General features: G+C 65.5%; 15 protein-coding genes. 5 read left to right on the top strand and 10 right to left on the bottom strand.

Translation table 11 applies throughout. The annotated features are described in order from the left end of the window. Nucleotide 1 precedes the first annotated feature (1 nt). The 5 genes from puhC to hemA are packed head-to-tail and all read left to right on the top strand — an operon-like array spanning nucleotide 2 to nucleotide 3,962. A complete protein-coding gene (puhC, locus tag CLD20_RS02895) occupies nucleotides 2–451 on the top strand; it encodes a photosynthetic complex assembly protein PuhC (RefSeq protein WP_224405524.1) in 450 nt (149 codons plus the stop codon). Continuing rightward, nucleotides 448–750, top strand: a complete 303-nt coding sequence (locus tag CLD20_RS02890; RefSeq protein ID WP_224405099.1) for a hypothetical protein — start codon at nucleotides 448–450, stop codon at nucleotides 748–750. Before puhC ends, CLD20_RS02890 begins: the two co-directional genes overlap by 4 nt. Further along, nucleotides 747–1,814, top strand: a complete 1,068-nt coding sequence (gene acsF / locus CLD20_RS02885) for a magnesium-protoporphyrin IX monomethyl ester (oxidative) cyclase (protein ID WP_224405098.1) — start codon at nucleotides 747–749, stop codon at nucleotides 1,812–1,814. The genes CLD20_RS02890 and acsF overlap by 4 nt, the downstream gene beginning before the upstream one ends. Nucleotides 1,815–1,826: 12 nt before the next feature. Continuing rightward, nucleotides 1,827–2,711, top strand: coding sequence for a putative photosynthetic complex assembly protein PuhE (gene puhE, locus CLD20_RS02880; protein WP_224405097.1), 885 nt, complete (start codon nucleotides 1,827–1,829; stop codon nucleotides 2,709–2,711). Between the two features lie 39 nt (nucleotides 2,712–2,750). After that, entirely contained in the window at nucleotides 2,751–3,962 is a 1,212-nt protein-coding gene (hemA, locus tag CLD20_RS02875; RefSeq protein ID WP_224405096.1) for a 5-aminolevulinate synthase, read from the top strand. 750 nt (nucleotides 3,963–4,712) lie between these two features. Here hemA and pufC read toward each other — a convergent pair. The 10 genes from pufC to bchC form a co-directional block, all read right to left on the bottom strand. Continuing rightward, a complete protein-coding gene (gene pufC / locus CLD20_RS02870; RefSeq protein WP_224405095.1) occupies nucleotides 4,713–5,912 on the bottom strand; it encodes a photosynthetic reaction center cytochrome PufC in 1,200 nt (399 codons plus the stop codon). Further along, nucleotides 5,909–6,892, bottom strand: a complete 984-nt coding sequence (pufM, locus tag CLD20_RS02865) for a photosynthetic reaction center subunit M (RefSeq protein WP_224405094.1) — start codon at nucleotides 6,890–6,892, stop codon at nucleotides 5,909–5,911. Before pufM ends, pufC begins: the two co-directional genes overlap by 4 nt. A gap of 15 nt (nucleotides 6,893–6,907) precedes the next feature. Next, a complete protein-coding gene (gene pufL / locus CLD20_RS02860) occupies nucleotides 6,908–7,732 on the bottom strand; it encodes a photosynthetic reaction center subunit L (protein ID WP_224405093.1) in 825 nt (274 codons plus the stop codon). Nucleotides 7,733–7,858: 126 nt separating this feature from the next. Then, on the bottom strand, nucleotides 7,859–8,044 hold the full coding sequence (gene pufA, locus CLD20_RS02855) for a light-harvesting antenna LH1, alpha subunit (RefSeq protein WP_224405092.1): 186 nt from the start codon (nucleotides 8,042–8,044) through the stop codon (nucleotides 7,859–7,861). Nucleotides 8,045–8,055: 11 nt separating this feature from the next. Then, nucleotides 8,056–8,280, bottom strand: coding sequence for a light-harvesting antenna LH1, beta subunit (pufB, locus tag CLD20_RS02850; RefSeq protein WP_224405091.1), 225 nt, complete (start codon nucleotides 8,278–8,280; stop codon nucleotides 8,056–8,058). 123 nt (nucleotides 8,281–8,403) lie between these two features. Further along, nucleotides 8,404–8,634, bottom strand: coding sequence for a hypothetical protein (locus CLD20_RS02845; RefSeq protein ID WP_224405090.1), 231 nt, complete (start codon nucleotides 8,632–8,634; stop codon nucleotides 8,404–8,406). An 84-nt stretch (nucleotides 8,635–8,718) separates the two neighbouring features. After that, the gene (gene bchZ / locus CLD20_RS02840; RefSeq protein WP_224405089.1) at nucleotides 8,719–10,176 is read right to left on the bottom strand and encodes a chlorophyllide a reductase subunit Z; all 1,458 of its coding nucleotides are present in this window, start codon (nucleotides 10,174–10,176) and stop codon (nucleotides 8,719–8,721) included. Continuing rightward, nucleotides 10,176–11,828, bottom strand: coding sequence for a chlorophyllide a reductase subunit Y (bchY, locus tag CLD20_RS02835; RefSeq protein WP_224405088.1), 1,653 nt, complete (start codon nucleotides 11,826–11,828; stop codon nucleotides 10,176–10,178). The genes bchZ and bchY overlap by 1 nt, the downstream gene beginning before the upstream one ends. 24 nt (nucleotides 11,829–11,852) lie before the next feature. Next, nucleotides 11,853–12,866 carry a chlorophyllide a reductase iron protein subunit X gene (locus CLD20_RS02830; RefSeq protein WP_224405087.1) on the bottom strand — a complete coding sequence of 338 codons (1,014 nt, stop codon included), beginning with the start codon at nucleotides 12,864–12,866 and terminating at the stop codon, nucleotides 11,853–11,855. After that, complete coding sequence (bchC, locus tag CLD20_RS02825; RefSeq protein ID WP_224405086.1) at nucleotides 12,863–13,801, bottom strand: chlorophyll synthesis pathway protein BchC; 939 nt, start codon at nucleotides 13,799–13,801, stop codon at nucleotides 12,863–12,865. The genes CLD20_RS02830 and bchC overlap by 4 nt, the downstream gene beginning before the upstream one ends. Between the last annotated feature and the right edge of the window lie 5 nt (nucleotides 13,802–13,806).

Raw genomic sequence — 13,806 nt, 5'->3', positions numbered from 1 at the left:
CATGACCCACCAGGCCCCGTTTCCCCGCGCTCCGCTGATCGCGGTGGGCGTGCTCCTGACCGCGGCCATCCTGCTCGCGGCCGGCGGCAGCCTGACGGGGCTCGGCAAGACGCGCATGCCGGAAGGCAGCGTGGTGGAAAGCCGCGAGCTCGTCTTCGTCGACCAGGCGGATGGCGGCGTCGGCGTCTATGACGGCGCCACCCGCGAGAAGATCACGGTGATGGCGCCCGGCACCAACGGCTTCCTGCGCGCCACGTTGCGCGGGCTTGCACGGGCCCGCCATCTCAGCGGCATCGGCAGCGATGCTCCCTTCCGTCTGATGACCTGGACGGACGGACATATTTTCCTGGAAGATCCCGCGACCGGACGCCTTGTGGCGCTGGACGCATTCGGCCCGACCAACGCGCATGTCTTCGCCGAGCTTCTCCACGAGGGGAGCCAGACGCGATGATCTTTGGTTCGGTCGGCCGAAAAACCATCACGGTGCCCTGCACCATCGAGGTAGAAAACACCTTCGACAGCCTGCATGCCCATGTCGAGCTTGAGGGAGACCTTGAGATCCGGCCCGGGGATGCGGTGCGCGTCGACGGCGAGCCGATCGTCGTGCCCTATGGTGAGAAGGCCTCCTTCCACCGCATGGCGACCGTGACACGGGCGAACGCCCTGGAACGGGCCTGGACACGCATGACCGGCGACCTGGAGTTCATGGAACTCCTGGAATTCAGTTTCTCCTCGGAAAGCAGGCTATGACGATCGAACATCTCTCTCTCGCCCCCAACGAGACGACCCGCCAGGCCCAGGAAAGCACGGTCCTCAGTCCGCGCTTCTACACCACCGACTTCGACGAGCTCGACGCGATCGACGTGGAGCCCGTGCGCAAGGAATGGGACGCGCTGATCGCCGAAATGAAGAGCGATCCGAACAAGGACCATTTCAAGCGCACCGAGGCCTGGGACGACGTCAAGCTGGAGGACCTGCCGGAGGGCCTGCGCAAGGAGTTCGTCGACTTCCTCGTCTCCTCGCTGACGGCGGAATTCTCCGGCTGCGTGCTCTATGCGGAGATGAAGAAGCGCGGCACGAACCCCGATATCTGCGAGCTCTTCCGCTATATGAGCCGCGACGAGGCGCGCCATGCCGGCTTCATCAACGACGCGCTCAAGGATTTCGACATCGGCGTCGATCTCGGCTTCCTGACGCGCACGAAGAAGTACACCTTCTTCCGGCCGAAATTCATCTTCTACGCCACCTATCTGTCGGAGAAGATCGGCTACGCCCGCTACATCACCATCTTCCGGCATCTGGAGCAGCACCCCGAGTTCCGCTTCCATCCGATCTTCAAATGGTTCGAGCAGTGGTGCAACGACGAGTTCCGCCACGGCGAGGCCTTCGCGCTTCTGATGCGGGCGAATCCGCATGTGACGCGCGGGCTCAACAAGTACTGGGTGCGCTTCTTCGTTCTGGCCGTCTTCGCGACCATGTATGTGCGCGACCATGTGCGGCCGGAATTCCACAAGGCGCTGCACATCGACCCGACCGAGTACGACTACAAGGTCTTCCGCATCACCAGCGAGATCTCCCGTCAGGTCTTCCCGCTGACGCTCGACATCGACAATCCGAAGTTCCATGCGGGGCTGGAGAGCCTGCGCCGGGCGAGCGACGCCATGTCCGCGGCCAAGCGGGCCGGCGGGATCGGCGGCGCCGTGCGGCAGCTCGGCTGGGGGGCGGTGGCGGGAATCACTCTGGCGCGCCTCTACCTGCTGCCGACAAAGGAAAACGCCGTGCCGGCCGAAAGCCGGCTCGTCCCCGCCTGGTAGGAGAAGCAGGAAGTGGCCATCTACGCCCTTCCCATCGTCTACACGCTCTTCGTCTGGTGGTTCTCCACCGGGGCGATCCTCTATCTGGACGGCCTGCCCCGCTCGACCTTCCGGTGGAGCATGCTCGGAGCGACGGTGATGCTCGTCGTCTCCCTCTGGGGGCTGTCGGTGAGCGCCGACGACGACACCGTCCACGGCGCCTTCCTCGCCTTCACCTGCGGCATCTTCGCCTGGGGCTGGCACGAGATCAGCTTCCTGATGGGCTACGTCACCGGGCCCCGCAAGACGACCTGCCCGCGCAAGACGCCCGTCGGAAGGCGCTTCTTTCTCGCCGTGCAGACGATCCTCTACCATGAGCTCGCCATCCTCGCCTCGGCGCTCGCCATCCTGGCGCTCACCTGGCGCGGCGACAATTTCGTCGGCCTCGGCACGTTCATGATCCTGTGGGGGATGCGCCTTTCGGCGAAGTTCAATCTCTTCCTCGGCGTGCGCAATCTCGGCGAGAAGCTCCTGCCGGACAGCCTGCTCTATCTGCGGAGCTTCATGCAGAAGCGGGCGATGAACCCGCTCTTCCCGCTCTCCGTGACGATCGCGACAGGCGCCGCGGTCCTCTTCGCCGCAGGCGCGGTCACCGCCGAGAACAGCTTTGAAGCCTCAGCCTTCACCTTCCTCGCCACGCTCATGGCCCTCGCCCTTCTGGAACACTGGTTCATGGTGCTGCCCCTGCCGGCGGACGCACTGTGGAAATGGGGGCTGAAGTCGCACGAGAAGAACCGGTCCCGCCGGGCCCGCGCGCGCTCCGCGGCCGCAAGCCGCATGAGCCCGGCGACCACGCACGGGCCCATGCCGGCGCGTCCCGCCTTCGGGACCGTTGGCGCGCCACCTTCTGGAGATTGACCGATGAACAGCGACAATCGCGATAGCGGGAGCCGATCCATGGATTACGAAGCGTTCTTTGAGAAGGAACTGGACGGGCTTCGCCGCGAGGGGCGCTACCGCGTCTTCGCCGATCTGGAGCGCCATGCGGGCGAGTTTCCGCGCGCCACGCACTACCGCGAGCGCGGCCGGGCCGAAGTGACCGTGTGGTGCTCGAACGACTATCTCGCCATGGGCCAGAACGCGCTCGTCATCGACGCCATGCACTTCGCCCTCGGCCGCTGCGGCGCCGGCGCCGGCGGAACGCGCAACATCTCCGGCACGAACCACTACCATGTGCTTCTGGAGAAGGAGCTCGCCGACCTGCACGGCAAGGAGAACGCCCTCGTCTTCACCTCCGGCTACGTCTCCAACTGGGCGACACTCGGGACACTCGCCTCCAAGATACCGGGATGCGTCGTGCTGTCGGATGCCAAGAACCACGCCTCGATGATCGAGGGCATCCGCCACAGCCGCGCCGAGCGCCTCATCTTCGCGCATAACGATCCGGAAGATCTCGACGCCAAGCTGTCCACGCTGCCGCCGGAGCAGCCCAAGCTCGTCGCCTTCGAGTCGGTCTATTCGATGGACGGCGACATCGCTCCGATCGCCGAGATCTGCGACGTCGCCGACAAGCACGGCGCCATGACCTATCTCGACGAGGTGCATGCGGTCGGCCTTTACGGCGAGCGCGGCGGCGGCATCTCCGAGCGCGACGACGTCGCCCATCGCCTGACGGTGATCGAGGGCACGCTCGCCAAGGCATTCGGCGTGATGGGCGGCTATATCGCCGCCTCCACGGCGCTCTGCGACTTCGTGCGCAGCTTCGCCTCGGGCTTCATCTTCACCACGGCGCTGCCGCCTTCGGTCGCCGCGGGCGCCCTCGCCTCCATCCGCCATCTCAAGACCAGCGATGCCGAGCGCCAGCGCCAGCGCGAGCGCGTCGCCACCGTGCGCCGCCGGCTCGACGAGATCGGCGTGCCGCACCTTGCCAATGAGAGCCACATCGTGCCGGTGATGGTGGGCGATCCGGTGCTGTGCAAGCAGATCAGCGACCGGCTGATGACCCAGTACGGGATCTATGTGCAGCCGATCAATTATCCGACCGTGGAGCGCGGCACCGAGCGCCTGCGGATCACGCCCTCGCCGCTGCATTCGGACTTCGACATCGACCATCTGATCGAGGCGCTCGGCGCCATCTGGTCGGAGATCGGCCTCGCCCGCGCCGCCTGAGGCGGCCGGGCCAGCCATCCGCCAGCCGTCAGAACGACAATGAGGGGCGCCGGCCACAAGCCGGCGTCCCTTTCTTTTGCACGGTCTCACAGATCGAACGGGAGCGCCGGGCCGCCCTGCCCCATTCGCGGCCCCATCCGCCTGCCGGGGCGGGCCGGCCGCCCGGCAGGAGCTCTCCGCATCCTGCGCCGTGGAAAAGGCGAGTCGGGCGAGTCGCTTGGCCCCGAAAGCTGCGAAAACGATTCAGCCCCGAAGCGCCCCTCCATGCCTTCGAGCGGTCCTTCCGCTCCACCGGCTCGGGCCCGCAACGCCGGATCCGCAGATTTGGCGCGCCAGCGAAACTGGCCCTGGCCGGACGGCGCCGTGCCATTGGCCGGAAAGCCGCGCGGCGTGGCCGGCAGGCGGCACCGCCGAATGCCATCCTGCAAGATCAGAGCCGCATACGTTTCCCGACGACACGTGAGGAGAAGGCCGGGCTGAGGCGCCTGGCGCGATCGTCGCGCGCGTGCGGCAGCCGAAGGCCCACTTGTTGGCCAGGCCTGATGCCCATGCGGAGAGTGAACCGCGCGCCCGTGGGGCGGCCGGCATCTCCTGCGCTCGCGCCACCCCCGGCGCCTTTCCCGGACCAGGCGGTTGCCGTGCCGGCGGTGAAAAGCGATCGCCGAGGCACAAAAAAATCCGGGAGGCGGAGCCTCCCGGATCAGTCGAGCGATGCGGTAGCGCCGCGAAGCGGCGCCACCTTTTCCGATCTTACTGCTGCTGCTGCTGCATCTGCTGCATCTGCTGCTGCATCTGCTGCATCTGCTGCTGCATCTGCTCCATCTGCTGGCGCATCTGCTCAGGCGTCATCTGGTTCGGCTGGGAAGCCGGAGCAGCTTCGGTCTGGGCAGGCGCGGCTTCAGGAGCCGCCGCCGGCGCCGCCTGGGCTGCAACCAGCTCAGGATAGTCCTGCACCATCGGAGCTCCGCCGAGAGGCTTCGGCTCACCCTGGTGGCAGGTGGCGCAGTTCGCCTTCGGAGCGTCGCCCGTCGGGCCGAGACGGACCGGCGGATAGACGTCCTGCAGCGGCGACAGGAAGTTCGCGTTGATATCACGCATCAGGTCGAGGCCGTGGAAGGCCGTGACGCGGACGGGATTGCTCTGATCCCAGGACATGAACGACCGGCTGTTGTGGCAGTAGGTGCAGTTCACGCCAAGGGCATCGGAGAGGTGGATCATCAGGGAGTAGGTGTCTTCCGCGTCCTTGATGCTCGCTCCCATGCCGTCACCCGTCGGCAGAGCCGTGGTCGGGATGATGCGCGGGTTGGACGGGCCTGCGATGTAGAGCTGCAGCGGGTCGGCCGCCATGGAGGTCAGCCCAGCAGTCTCGTTCGCATGGTTCTGCCCATTGGGGCTGTAACCGGCATACTTGGCCACGATCGGATTGTCGCTGTCGTACCAGATGTTGGTCGGCACCGGATTTCCGCGGTGGCAGGTGTAGCAGGTCACGCCCGTCTGAGCGACGTGGCTCGTCCAGTCAGCGTTGATGTGGCGCGTCATCTCAATCATGCGACGCGACACAATTTTCGTATAGGGCCGCTCTGCGGCGAGGTCGTTCTCGTCGTGGCAGTATGCGCATCCCTGTTCCGGCGCGACCCATTCCGTGATCACGGTCATGATGCGCAGGAACTGCTCCTCGCTGAGGTCGCCCAGAGCCGGAACGTTCTGGTAGACTTCCGAGGCGCGCGGGCCTTCCGCAGAGACCTGCGGGAAAGGCTCGGGGATTTCGGCAGCGGCCTTCTGCAGCTCATCGACCGGGGTGACCTGGTCAAGACCGGTTCCCCGGTAGCCCAGCTGCGTCGTTTCAACGAACGGCCAGATCTGGGTGATCGGCGGCCAGTTGAAGGTCGACAGCAGGCCAGCGAAAACGACGGCGCAGATCGCCAGGGTCATCTTCATTGCGAAGGTCATTGCCCCACTCCCGTCGTCAGAGCCGGATCAACCGGGACGCTGTTGAAGACGTCCGGATAGGCCGGCACGAGGCCGTGGTTGATGCCCCACAGGTACCAGTTGTCGACAACGGTGCCCGTGAGAAGCATGCCGATACCACCGGTGATCGGGCAAAGAACCGCAAACCACCAGGCCCAGCGATGGATGGATTCCATGGTGGCGTTGAAGCCCATGGTCCACCGCCAGAAGAGGGCGGCACGCTCGGCAGCCGTTCCGCGATCGACGACCTGTTCGGCTTCCCGATCGCCGCCGTAGCGGCTCACAGCCAGGATCGTGGCACCATGCATGGCGAACAGAAGCGTCGCGCCATACAGGAAGACGATCGAGAGCATGTGGAACGGGTTGTAGTACAGGTTGCCGTAGCGGATCGAGAAAGCCGCGGTCCAGTCGAGGTGCGGGAAGATGCCGAAGGGAACAGCCTCCGACCAGCTGCCGAGAAGCAGCGGACGGATGAAGCCGATCACCAGCATCAGCCAGATGGCAGCGGCGAAGGCCCAGGCCACATGCGTGCCCATGCCAAGTGCCGTTGCGCGCCGGTAGGTCCGCACCCACCATAGAAGAACCGAAGTCGTCATGAAGAAGCCGGCCATCTGCCACCAGCCGCCCTTATCGAGCGGGCAAAGCACGCAGAAACCCATCTCCTGAGGCGGCGGCTCAAGGCCGAGCCACGGAAGTTGGCGGACGAACTCCACCGGACTCCAGTTCACCGAAGCCATCATATTGAGGCCGACGATCTCAAAGGCCAGGAAGCCAAAGAAGATCGACGCAATTCCCGTCAGACCGAGATAGATCGGTCCAACCTGCGCATCGCCGATTTTGCCCAGCCAGTAGGACATCGTCGGCTGTCCTGCCCGACCGGTCGCCGAAGCGTCGGCCGGGACACCGGCGTAGACAGGTCCGCGGACCTGCACCCGGTTAAAGATGTTTTGGTATTCAGCCATGATAGTCCCCCTGCCCTAGCTCCAGATCGGGAGGTTGAGCCACCAGCCCCACCACTCGGGCCATCCGCGGGACCACAACGGGCCGCTGATGACGATGCAGACGGCACTCCAGAACGCCGCGGACAACGCCAGGAACAGTCCCAGACGATGGACGCCGAGCGAACCGATGGAGTAACCCACCACATCGCGGAAGAAGGTGTTCTCGTGCTCCGATCCCTTGACTGCCTCACCCGGTTGCGGGTTGACGGCCGACAGGATCACGCCTCCGTGCAGCGCCATCGCGAGCGTCGTCGCGAAGAAGAAGCTGACGGCAATCATATGCGCGGGATTGTAGTGGAAGTGCAGGAATTGATACCCGACGTTCGACACCCAATCGAGATGGCTCATGATGCCATACGGAAATCCGTGCCCCCATGCGCCCATCAGCACCGGCCGGATGACGACCAGGGTGAAGTAGGCAAAAACCGCAAAGCCGTAGGCAACGGGAATATGATAGCCCATGCCGAGCTTGCGGGAGATTTCGACTTGGCGCAGGGCCCACGATCCAAACGCGCCAAGCGCGCAGATCGTGATGAGCTGCCAGAGCCCGCCCTCGCGGAGCGGCGCCAGAGCCAAGCCATACGAAATATCCGGCGGAGCAATGCTGATCTGCCAGATATTCCAGGTCGGTCCCAGCGCCGCGCCCCAGAGAATAAGCCCGGTGCCCAACGCTGAGAAGAAGACCGTCGTTACGCCAAAAAAGCCGACGTAAAGCGGCCCCACCCAAAAATCGAAGAGATTCCCTCCGATTAGCGTACCGCCACGAACGCGATACCTCTTTTCAAAGCTGAGCATCGCCATTGCTCAATCCTCCGGTCAACGAGACGCGAAGCGAGGTCGCTTCGGCGTGAAGATGGCAGCGGGCTGGGAATCCCAGCGGACTGAGTGCCAGTCCGCTGCCATTCGCAAAAACTTCCGTCTCGTCGCTCAGGCAAGCGGCGTGATCAGCTCGACCTGGCTGGTCTGTGCCGGGGCCGACGGGGCACCCTGCATCCAGTTGAACCGGTCCGTGCTCAGCAGAATGAAGTGAATGAGCAGAGCCAGAACGAACAGGAAGGTGAACAGTGCGACCAGCGTACGACGCGGATCGAACAGGAGCCAAACTTTCCACATTTCTCTTCCCCCTATGCGAGCGTTGACAGGAAAGCCGCCGCGGTGGTCGGCAGGTCGTTGAGGAACGCATAGCCCTCAGGACCCGGGATCCACGGACGCCACATCCAAGCCAGGATATGGGCGACGATCGCCACGACGACGAAGACCATGAAGCTGGTCATGAACACGCCATGGAATTCGCGAGCCTCGCCTTCCGTCAGACCCGACAGCGAGACCGGCCTATCGATTTCAGCCATTGATCTACCCTCGTTAATGAGCCTTTCGGCCGTTACCGCGCACATCCCGCGCGGCTGGGAACGGTCACGACATAGTCGCGACGCGGTTCCGCCCGGCAAAGCCGGACGAATTCGACAATGCGCTCAGCGCATGAATGCGAAGGGGATGGTGGTATTGGCAGCCGCCCGAGCTTCGTCGATCACCGACCGGCGACCATTCGGTCCCGGAGGGAAAGGCCGCCACTGAGGCGGCAGAAGCCGAGCGAATACGCAGACGACCAGAAAGAACGAGAAGCTCACCCAATAGATGAGCCTGAAGTCTCTCTCTTCCTTGGACCGCAACAGCGCAACGTTCGATTTTTCGATCGCAGCCATATGCCCTCTCCATACTTACCCCGGTTGAAACGTTGCCTTGCGGCTTGGCCTCTGGCCGGGATTTCTTGCTACGGACGACCCCCGTCATGCGAGCACGTCCTCTTTTATACCCCCCGCGATCCGGCGCATACGCGCAACAGTGACGCGGTCTTCTCCCGCCTGCCGCGCGCTCGATTCCGCTTGATCTCTCAAGCGCTTAGCGGCGGAAATGCGGATCAGAACTGGCTGCTGCTCGACCATTTCGTCGAGCAGGCTCTTGGCCTCGTCGTCCCAGGGCAGCTCCTTGTGGAGCCGCGAGGGAGTCGCTTCGATCTCGTCGAGATTCGTGGCGAGCGGCAGGATGTGGAAAAGCGCATCGAAAAGCGCGTTGCACACTTCCTGGACGAGGTAGGTCGCCCCGGAATAGCCCATGAAGGGCGTGCCGGTGTGGCGACGGATGATGGCCCCCGGGAAGGAGGCGGGAATATACACGGCCCGCGCGCCGATCTCGGAGAGATACATGCGCTCGTTGTAGCTGCCGAAGAGAATCAGCGGCGTCTTGTCCCGAACCGATTCGCGCACCGCCTGATTGTCCGGCTTCACGCCGGCGCGGCGGGCGAAGGAGAAGGTGCAGGGCAGCCCCATCTCCCCTTCCAGGAAGTGGCGCAGGCCGCGCGCATATGTCTCGTTGGCGACCACGGCGAAGCTCGCCGTGCCGAAGAAGTCCTGGGTGACGGAGCGCCACAGGTCCCAGAGCGGCTTGATCGTCGTGTGCTTCTCGCGCTCGATGAACGGCTCCGGGTCGAGACCGAGGAGCTCGCCGAGGGCGCGCAGGAACTTCGTCGTGGAATGCAGTCCGATCGGCGCCTGCAGGAAGGGCTTTTCCAGCGCCTCGCAGAGCATGCGGCCGAATTCGCGGTACATGCAGATGTTGACGTCGCCATCCACCAGGCGCGGCACCTCGGAAAGGTGGCTGCCCAGCGGGAAGACCATGTTGACCTCCGCGCCGATGCCTTCGACGAGGCGGCGGATCTCGGCCAGGTCGGACGGCGAATTGAACATGCCGTAGGTCGGGCCGATGATGTTGACGCGCGGCCTGTCGCCTTCCTGGCGCGGGCGCGGACGCGGCATCTTGCCCTTTTTGGCGCCGTATTCGGTCCACAGCCAGTACATGGCGCGGTTGGCGCTCTGCCACTGATCCTCGTCGATGGTGCGCGGCAAAAAGCGCTGGATATTGGTGCCTTCGGGCGTGACGCCGCCGCCGATCATCTCGGCGATGGAACCCGTGACGACGACCGCCGGCAGGGCCGGGTCGAGCGCGCGATGGGCCCGGCGCATGGCGCCTTCGGTGCCGATCTGGTTGAGGTTTTCCTCCGACAGGCCCGTGACGACGATCGGCAGTTCGTGCGGCGGCAGGGCGTCGGTGTAGTGCAGGACCGAGGTGACCGGCAGGTTCTCGCAGCCCACCGGGCCGTCGATGACCACCTGCAGGCCCTTGATCGCCGTGAAGACGTAGACGGAGCCCCAGTAGCCGCCGGCGCGATCGTGATCGAGAACGAGCATCAGACCACCGATTCCGCGACCCTTTTCGGGTCAGCGGCCTTCCTGGCCTTTTCGGCCCTGGCAAGTTCGCGGCGGCGGAAGTCGGAGCGGTCGGCCGGCACGTCTTCCCAGACGCCGGCGGCATCGCCCGAGCCGACGCCGGAGAAGAATTCGCGCATCTCGGCAAAGCGCGCCTTGTTGGCGATCGCCGCGTTGACGACCTGCGCCAGCGAGCCGGCGCCGGCCACGCCCATCAGCGGACGGGCAGAAATCAGATTTGTGAAATAAAGGCCCGGAATCGCCAGTTCCTTGGCCTTCTGCACGACGGGCGTCGTGCCGATGGCAAGGTCCGGACGATGCTCCTGCATCGCGGCGACGTCGGCCTCCAGGGAGGCGCGGTAGCGGATCGTCACTCCCCTCGCCTCCAGCCATTCGCGGTCGGCGTCCGACCAGGGCGTCTTCGGGCAGGCGGTGCCGACATAGGGCACCTCGGCGCCGCTCTCGATGAGCAGGCGGGCCACCAGAAGCTCCGAACCCTCGTAGCCCGACAGCGTCACGCGGCCGCGGATCGGGGTGTTCTGGAGCGCGCCCCTGATCATCGGCAGGAAGCGGTTCTTGACCTCGTCGACGGTCTTCTTGGCGACGCCGCATGCCTCGCCAATCGCCGTCAGCCAGGCTTCCGTGCCGTCGTGTCCGACCGGCGCGGAGCCGACGATCGGCCGGCCGGCCGCCTCGAACTCGCGCACGGAGGCCTTGTAGAACGGATGGATGGCGGCCGCCGCGGCGCAGTCGAGCGCGGCATAAAGCTCGCGCCATTCGCGCGTCGGCACGACCGGCCCGGCGGCCAGGCCCATCGGCTCCAGCATCATGCCGATGCCGACCGGATCGGCCGGGAACATCTCGCCCAGAAGCGTGACGGTGGGCTTCTCGCTCGGACCGCCGCGCGGCGCCTGGACCGGACCCGCCTCAGCCTCGGTGCGGGCGTAATGCAGCATGGCGCCGGCGAGCACGTCCTTCGCCTCGGCATGCGTCGGCACACCGAAGCCCGGCACATCGATGCCGATGATTCTGACGCCGTTGATCTCCTTCGGCAGGAGACGCAGCGGCACGCCCGAGGCCGTCGGCACGCACAGATTGGTGACGACGATGGTGTCGTAATGCTCCGGGTCGGCGAGCTTGTAGACCGCCTCGCGGATGTCCTCGAAGAGCTTGCCGGTGACGAGCGTTTCGGAATCGAAAGGAACGTAGCCGACGGAGCGGCGCGCGCCATAGAAATGCGAGGTGAAGGTGAGGCCGTAGACGCAGCAGGCGGAACCCGACAGCACGGTCGCCGTGCGCCGCATCCTCAGCCCGACGCGCAGCGAGCCGAAGGCCGGGCACATCGATTGCGGCTGGTCGTGCGGGCCGACCGGATAGTCCTCGGCGTAGCGGTCCAGAATCTCGCTGTTGCCCGCCGCATCAGCGGCGCGGCGCATCTCGTCCTTGCCGGCATGGCAGCCGATGCCATCGCCCTGGGCAACGGTATTTTCGGTCACGGTTTCTGCGGAGGCGCTGTTCGCGGCAGTGGCGTTCACGCCCTCGTCCGCGGGGGCGTCCGCCACCGGCGCGTTCGCGGCGTCGTCGTACACGACTTCACCTGTCGGACGGGTCGCCTCTTTCTGCCGGTCGGTCATGTCTTTCGCCCTCTCCTTTCCACGTCAGACCGTGTCGTAGATGACTTCGAGGGAGGGCTTGTCGGCCGCTTCGACGCCGCACATATCGGCCATCGTGGCGGGCTCCAGGACCACGCCGCGCCCGACCTCGTCGCTCTTGAAGAGGCCGAGAAGCCCTTCCTGGGTGAGCGGATCGGGGCGCACCGGCGGGGCGATGGCGACGTTGGAAGCCAGCTCCTCGAAGAGCGGCGCCCACTGCGTGCCTGGCCTGCCGATGATCTGGTAGTTCGCGCTCTTGCGGCGGATGTCCTCGTCGGCGGGAATGGCGGCAAGCACCGGGATCCCGACCGAACTCGCGAAAGCCTGGGCCTCGCCCGTGCCGTCATCCTTGTTGATGACCATGCCGGCGACGCCGACATTGCCGCCGAGCTTGCGGAAATAATCGACCGCGCTGCAGACGTTGTTGGCGACGTAGAGCGACTGAAGGTCGTTGGAGCCGACGACGATGACCTTCTGGCACATGTCGCGGGCGATCGGCAGGCCGAAGCCGCCGCAGACCACGTCGCCCAGAAAATCGAGCAGAACGTAGTCGAAGCCCCAGTCGTGGAAGCCGAGCTTTTCCAGGAGCTCAAAGCCGTGAATGATGCCTCGGCCACCGCAGCCGCGCCCCACCTCCGGGCCGCCGAGCTCCATGGCGAAGACGCCGTCGCGCTTGAAGCAGACGTCGCCGATCTGCACCTCCTCGCCGGCCGCCTTCTTGGCCGCCGAGGTCTCGATGATGGTCGGGCAGGCGCGCCCGCCGAAGAGCAGCGAAGTGGTGTCGCTCTTCGGATCGCAGCCGATCAGCAGGATCTTCTTTCCCTGCTGGGCCATCATGTAGGAGAGGTTGGCGAGGGTGAAGCTCTTGCCGATGCCGCCCTTGCCGTAGATGGCGATGATCTGCGTTTCCTTGGTGACCTCGCCCGTCGCCGCCGGATCGGGCTCGATCGCAGCCTCGTCGCGCAGATAGTCGGTCATCGAGCGGCGGCCGAAGCCCTGCTGATCGCCGTCCAAGGTCATGAGGCTCTCCAATCGAGAATCATCTTCAGGCATGAAGCGTCGCCGAACGCGGTGCGATAGGCGTCATCCGCCTGCCTCGCCTCGCGCCGGTGTGTGATGAGGCCGTCCAGCGAAAGACGGCCCGTTTCGATGAGCTCCTTCACGGCCACGAGGTCCGGCTCGCGCCATTCGGCGGCGATGCGGATGCGGGCCTCGCGCATGAAGGCGGGCGGGAAGGAAAAGGAGAGCGGCGCGGAATAGAAGCCGGCCAGCACGACCTCGCCGGCGGGGGCGAGGCGCGCAATCAGCGTGTCGAGGAGCTGCGGGTCGCCGGAAACGTCGTAGACGGCATGGTAGTCGCGGCGCCCATCCTCGGACGGATCGAGGATTGTGTAGCCCTCCGCCCCATCGGCACGGTCCGGATTACGCTCCCAGACGACCGGGGCATCGCCGCCCATGGCGATGGCAAGGCGGGCCAGAAGGCGGCCCAGCACGCCGTGACCGACGATGAGATCCGGCCGCGCTTCGCCACCCGCCGCAATGGCGTGGTAGGCGGTCGCCGCAAGCGCCAGCAACGTGCCGCGCTCGGCCAGATCCTCGCGGATGGTGATGGCCCGCCCGGCCGGCACGACGAGACGCCGCGCGGCGCCGCCGAACAGGCTGCGCACATCGGAAAAGCACCTGGATCCCGGAACGAAAACCCGCTCACCCAAGCGTGAGCGGGCCGCTGCCCCCGTCTCGCTGACCCGGCCAACCGATTCGTATCCCGGCACGAGCGGATAGCCCATGCCCGGGAAATCCGGCATGCGGCCCGACCACAGAAGCCGTTCCGTACCGGTGGAAATACCGCTCCATTCGATGTCCACGACCACGTCGTCCTCGCCCGGGGCCGCAATCGCGACCTCCTTGAGCGCCAGGCGCTCAGGCTCTTCCAGGACAACTGCGAGGGTGTTCATCGGCG

Origin of the sequence: Afifella sp. IM 167, assembly GCF_020144925.1 — a bacterium.
In the GTDB taxonomy this organism is placed as follows: domain Bacteria; phylum Pseudomonadota; class Alphaproteobacteria; order Rhizobiales; family Afifellaceae; genus Afifella.
This window is presented reverse-complemented; position numbering and strand designations above follow the sequence as displayed.

Coding starts and splice junctions, on each gene's coding strand:
- puhC (WP_224405524.1), top strand. CDS start 2: ATGACCCACCAGGCCCCGTTTCCCCGCGCTCCGCTGATCGCGGTGGGC.
- pufM (WP_224405094.1), bottom strand. CDS start 6,892: ATGGCTGAATACCAAAACATCTTTAACCGGGTGCAGGTCCGCGGACCT.
- bchC (WP_224405086.1), bottom strand. CDS start 13,801: ATGAACACCCTCGCAGTTGTCCTGGAAGAGCCTGAGCGCCTGGCGCTC.
- CLD20_RS02890 (WP_224405099.1), top strand. CDS start 448: ATGATCTTTGGTTCGGTCGGCCGAAAAACCATCACGGTGCCCTGCACC.
- CLD20_RS02830 (WP_224405087.1), bottom strand. CDS start 12,866: ATGACCTTGGACGGCGATCAGCAGGGCTTCGGCCGCCGCTCGATGACC.
- pufA (WP_224405092.1), bottom strand. CDS start 8,044: ATGTGGAAAGTTTGGCTCCTGTTCGATCCGCGTCGTACGCTGGTCGCA.
- pufC (WP_224405095.1), bottom strand. CDS start 5,912: ATGACCTTCGCAATGAAGATGACCCTGGCGATCTGCGCCGTCGTTTTC.
- bchY (WP_224405088.1), bottom strand. CDS start 11,828: ATGACCGACCGGCAGAAAGAGGCGACCCGTCCGACAGGTGAAGTCGTG.
- CLD20_RS02845 (WP_224405090.1), bottom strand. CDS start 8,634: ATGGCTGCGATCGAAAAATCGAACGTTGCGCTGTTGCGGTCCAAGGAA.
- bchZ (WP_224405089.1), bottom strand. CDS start 10,176: ATGCTCGTTCTCGATCACGATCGCGCCGGCGGCTACTGGGGCTCCGTC.
- pufB (WP_224405091.1), bottom strand. CDS start 8,280: ATGGCTGAAATCGATAGGCCGGTCTCGCTGTCGGGTCTGACGGAAGGC.
- pufL (WP_224405093.1), bottom strand. CDS start 7,732: ATGGCGATGCTCAGCTTTGAAAAGAGGTATCGCGTTCGTGGCGGTACG.
- acsF (WP_224405098.1), top strand. CDS start 747: ATGACGATCGAACATCTCTCTCTCGCCCCCAACGAGACGACCCGCCAG.
- hemA (WP_224405096.1), top strand. CDS start 2,751: ATGGATTACGAAGCGTTCTTTGAGAAGGAACTGGACGGGCTTCGCCGC.